5 protein-coding genes are annotated in these 4160 nt (G+C 69.4%); 4 read left to right on the top strand and 1 reads right to left on the bottom strand.

The annotated features are described in order from the left end of the window. On the bottom strand, nucleotides 1–726 hold a 726-nt coding region (locus ACFXA3_RS20000), incomplete at its 3' end, for an IclR family transcriptional regulator (RefSeq protein ID WP_385188450.1). 119 nt (nucleotides 727–845) lie between these two features. On the opposite strand from ACFXA3_RS20000, the gene leuC reads away from it, so the two are divergent. The 4 genes from leuC (at nucleotide 846) to ACFXA3_RS19980 (ending at nucleotide 4053) form a co-directional block, all read left to right on the top strand. Next, on the top strand, nucleotides 846–2270 hold the full coding sequence (leuC, locus tag ACFXA3_RS19995; protein WP_385188449.1) for a 3-isopropylmalate dehydratase large subunit: 1425 nt from the start codon (nucleotides 846–848) through the stop codon (nucleotides 2268–2270). 5 nt (nucleotides 2271–2275) lie between these two features. Then, the gene (gene leuD, locus ACFXA3_RS19990; RefSeq protein WP_385188448.1) at nucleotides 2276–2869 is read left to right on the top strand and encodes a 3-isopropylmalate dehydratase small subunit; all 594 of its coding nucleotides are present in this window, start codon (nucleotides 2276–2278) and stop codon (nucleotides 2867–2869) included. 137 nt (nucleotides 2870–3006) lie between these two features. Next, entirely contained in the window at nucleotides 3007–3234 is a 228-nt protein-coding gene (locus tag ACFXA3_RS19985) for a hypothetical protein (protein WP_045945905.1), read from the top strand. 144 nt (nucleotides 3235–3378) lie between these two features. Beyond that, entirely contained in the window at nucleotides 3379–4053 is a 675-nt protein-coding gene (locus tag ACFXA3_RS19980; protein ID WP_385188446.1) for an HU family DNA-binding protein, read from the top strand. The last annotated feature ends 107 nt before the right edge of the window (nucleotides 4054–4160 follow it).

Here is a 4160-nt window from a genome sequence, read left to right as displayed (position 1 = left end):
CGGGGAGGCACACCCCGAGCCGCGCACGCCCACCGTCAGACGGGCGGCCGCGTCGATGACGGCCTGGGCGTGCATCCGGCCCGGGTGGCGGGTCAGGCGCTCGATCGGCCCGGAGACCGACACGGCGGCCACCACGCGGTTCGACGGCCCGCGCACCGGCGCCGAGACGGAGGCCACGCCGGGCTCCCGCTCGCCGATCGACTGCGCCCAGCCGCGGCGCCGTACGCCCGACAGGGCCGTCGCCGTGAAGCGCGCGCCCTGGAGCCCGCGGTGGAGCCGCTCGGGCTCCTCCCAGGCCATCAGGATCTGCGCGGCCGAGCCGGCCTTCATCGGGAGCGTCGAGCCCACCGGGACGGTGTCCCGCAGGCCCGACAGCCGCTCCGCGGCCGCCACGCAGATGCGCATGTCGCCCTGACGCCGGTAGAGCTGCGCGCTCTCGCCCGTCACGTCACGGAGGTGGGTGAGTACCGGTCCCGCCGTGGCCAGCAGGCGGTCCTCGCCGGCCGCGGCGGCGAGCTCCGCCAGCCGCGGTCCGAGGATGAACCGGCCCTGCATGTCCCTCGCCACCATCCGGTGGTGTTCCAGTGCCACGGCCAGGCGATGTGCCGTGGGTCGTGCGAGCCCTGTCGCCGCGACCAGCCCGGCGAGGGTGGCCGGACCGGACTCCAGTGCGCTCAGTACCAGAGCTGCCTTGTCGAGAACGCCGACGCCGCTAGAGTTGTCCATGAAACGATATTCGCGTCTCACACTGTGAAACGCAAGTTCAATTTTTCCAAGAACCAGCGAGTCTGTATGTACGGGTCCACGAACCACTGGATCCGGGACGGTGAGCCGGAGGGAAAGCGATGGGTAGGACACTCGCGGAGAAGGTCTGGGACGACCATGTCGTCCGGCGCGCCGAGGGCGAGCCCGACCTCCTCTTCATTGATCTGCACCTGCTGCACGAGGTGACCAGCCCCCAGGCCTTCGAGGGCCTGCGCCAGGCCGGCCGCAAGGTCCGTCGGCTCGACCTCACCATCGCCACCGAGGACCACAACACCCCCACCCTCGACATCGACAAGCCCATCGCGGACCCGGTCTCCCGGGCCCAGCTGGAGACGCTGCGGGCGAACTGCGCCGAGTTCGGCGTGCGCCTGCACTCCCTGGGCGACGTGGAGCAGGGCGTCGTCCACGTGGTGGGACCGCAGCTGGGACTGACGCAGCCGGGCACCACGGTGGTCTGCGGTGACTCCCACACCTCCACGCACGGCGCCTTCGGCGCGCTGGCCTTCGGCATCGGCACCAGCCAGGTCGAGCACGTGCTGGCCACCCAGACGCTGCCGCTGGCCCGCCCGAAGACGATGGCCATCACGGTCACCGGCGAGCTGGCCGAGGGCGTCACCGCCAAGGACCTGATCCTGGCGATCATCGCGAAGATCGGCACCGGCGGCGGCCAGGGCTACATCCTGGAATACCGGGGCGAGGCCATCGAGAAGCTCTCGATGGAAGCCCGGATGACCATCTGCAACATGTCGATCGAGGCCGGCGCCCGCGCCGGCATGATCGCCCCCGACCGGACCACCTTCGACTACCTCCAGGGCCGCGACCACGCCCCGGTGGGCGAGGACTGGGACGCGGCGGTCGCGTACTGGCAGACCCTGCGCACCGACGAGGACGCGGTCTTCGACGCCGAGGTCGTCATCGACGGCGCCGCGCTGTCGCCGTTCGTCACCTGGGGCACCAACCCGGGCCAGGGCGCGCCGCTGTCGGCCGACGTCCCCGACCCTGCTTCGTACGAGGACGCTTCGGAGCGCCTGGCCGCCGAAAAGGCCCTGGAGTACATGGGGTTGACCGCCGGGCAGCCGCTGCGCGACATCAAGGTCGACACCGTCTTCGTAGGTTCGTGCACCAACGGCCGCATCGAGGACCTGCGCGCCGTCGCCGGCATCATCGGCGGCCGCAAAGTCGCCGACGGCGTACGGATGCTGGTCGTCCCGGGCTCCGTCCGCGTCGCCCTGCAGGCCGTGGAGGAGGGCCTGGACAAGGTCTTCAAGGACGCCGGCGCCGAATGGCGGCACGCGGGCTGCTCGATGTGCCTGGGCATGAACCCCGACCAACTGGCCCCCGGTGAGCGCTCCGCGTCCACCTCCAACCGCAACTTCGAGGGCCGGCAGGGCAAGGGCGGGCGGACCCACCTGGTCTCCCCGCAGGTGGCCGCCGCCACCGCGGTACTGGGCCATCTGGCCTCGCCCGCCGACCTGTCCGCCGCCGACGAGACCGCCGGAGTCTGAGAACCATGGAAGCCTTCACCACCCACACCGGCCGGGCCGTCCCGCTGCGCCGCAGCAACGTCGACACCGACCAGATCATCCCGGCCCACTGGCTGAAGAAGATCACCCGCGACGGGTTCGAGGACGGGCTCTTCGAGGCCTGGCGCAAGGACCCCGAGTTCGTCACGAACCGCCCGGAGCGCCAGGGTGCGACCGTGCTGGTCGCCGGCCCCGACTTCGGCACCGGCTCCTCGCGCGAGCACGCCGTCTGGGCGCTGCAGAACTTCGGGTTCAAGACGGTCATCTCGTCCCGCTTCGCCGACATCTTCCGCGGCAACTCGCTGAAGAACGGTCTGCTGACGGTGGTCCTGCCGCAGGAGACCGTCGACCGGCTGTGGGAGCTGACCGAGGCCGACCCGGCCGCCGAGGTGACGGTCGACCTGGTCGCCCGCCAGGTCCGCGCGGCGGGAATCGAGGCGGAGTTCGAACTCGACGACAACGCCCGCTGGCGTCTGCTGGAGGGTCTGGACGACATCTCGCTCACCCTTCAGAACGAAGCGGACATCGCCACGTACGAAAGCGCCCGCCCGAGCCACAAGCCGCGTACGATTCGGGCCTGATTCCTGCCTGATCAGCGCTTATTCACCTTTGGGTGATCACATCGACAACACTGTGCCCCCCGCCGTCGGGCGGGGGGCACAGCCGTGTGTTGAGGCCCCGTGAGGCGACAACTCGCCCCAGATGGCACAATCTGTGCATGGAACGCGACAGTCAACTTGAGCTCTACGAACTCGTCGCGGACCGGCTGAAAGAAGCACACGCAAGGGTGCGCACACTGCAAGTCCCGGAGGGCGTAAGGATGGCGCTGTCCCGGAAGCTGTTGGTCGTCACGGCCGCGGCGAAGCACGATCTCGCCGATGCGGCAAGGCGCCTGGACAGGTTGATGAAGGACCTCGACGAGGGTCGATTCCCTGAAGGCGACTGATGCGAAGGAACTCCGTAACGACCTACACCGTTGCGGCACTAGGGTGATTAGCCCGTTTCGTGTTTGATTTGCGGTATATATCCGCCTAACGTGCGAAATAAGCTTGAACACATTCGTTCTGGCGAAGTCTCCGAAGGGGAAGACGTGAACAAGGCGCAGCTCGTAGAAGCGATTGCCGACAAGCTGGGCGGCCGTCAGCAGGCCGCCGACGCCGTCGACGCGGTACTGGACGCGATGGTCCGCGCCGTGGTCGCGGGCGACCGGGTCTCGGTCACGGGCTTCGGCTCGTTCGAGAAGGTCGACCGCCCCGCCCGCTACGCCCGCAACCCGCAGACGGGTGAGCGCGTCCGGGTCAAGAAGACCTCCGTTCCCCGCTTCCGCGCGGGTCAGGGCTTCAAGGACCTGGTCGCGGGCACCAAGAAGCTGCCCAAGGGCGGCGAGGTGTCGGTGAAGAAGGCGCCCAAGGGCAGCCTTTCCGGCGGCGCTTCCGCGACGGTCAAGAAGGCCGTGGCCAAGAAGGCCACCACCGCCAAGAAGGCGGCGGCGAAGACCACGGTCGCCAAGAAGACCACCGCCAAGAAGGTCGCCACCGCAAAGAAGGCGGTCACCAAGACCGCCGCGGCGAAGAAGACCACGGCGACGGCCAAGAAGACCACCGCCACGGCCAAGAAGGCCGCGACGACGGCGAAGAAGACCACCGCCGCCGCCAAGAAGACCGCTCCGGCGGCCAAGAAGGCCACGGCGAAGACCACGGCGCCCGCCAAGAAGACGACGGCGCGCAAGACCACCGCGAAGAAGACCACGGCCCGCAAGAAGTAAGGCCACGAGTCACACACGCCGGGGGGGGGGGGCGGGGGGGGGGGGCCCGCCCCCGCGGCCGGGGGGGGGGGGGAGCTCGGTTGGATGGTGTTTTATTGGTGGTGTAG

Origin of the sequence: Streptomyces sp. NPDC059456, from assembly GCF_042750055.1 — a bacterium.
Taxonomy (GTDB): Bacteria; Actinomycetota; Actinomycetes; order Streptomycetales; family Streptomycetaceae; genus Streptomyces.
The sequence above is the reverse complement of the archived record's forward strand: the minus strand, read 5'-3'. Positions and strand labels throughout refer to the sequence as shown.

Coding starts and splice junctions, on each gene's coding strand:
- leuC (WP_385188449.1), top strand. CDS start 846: ATGGGTAGGACACTCGCGGAGAAGGTCTGGGACGACCATGTCGTCCGG.
- ACFXA3_RS19985 (WP_045945905.1), top strand. CDS start 3,007: ATGGAACGCGACAGTCAACTTGAGCTCTACGAACTCGTCGCGGACCGG.
- leuD (WP_385188448.1), top strand. CDS start 2,276: ATGGAAGCCTTCACCACCCACACCGGCCGGGCCGTCCCGCTGCGCCGC.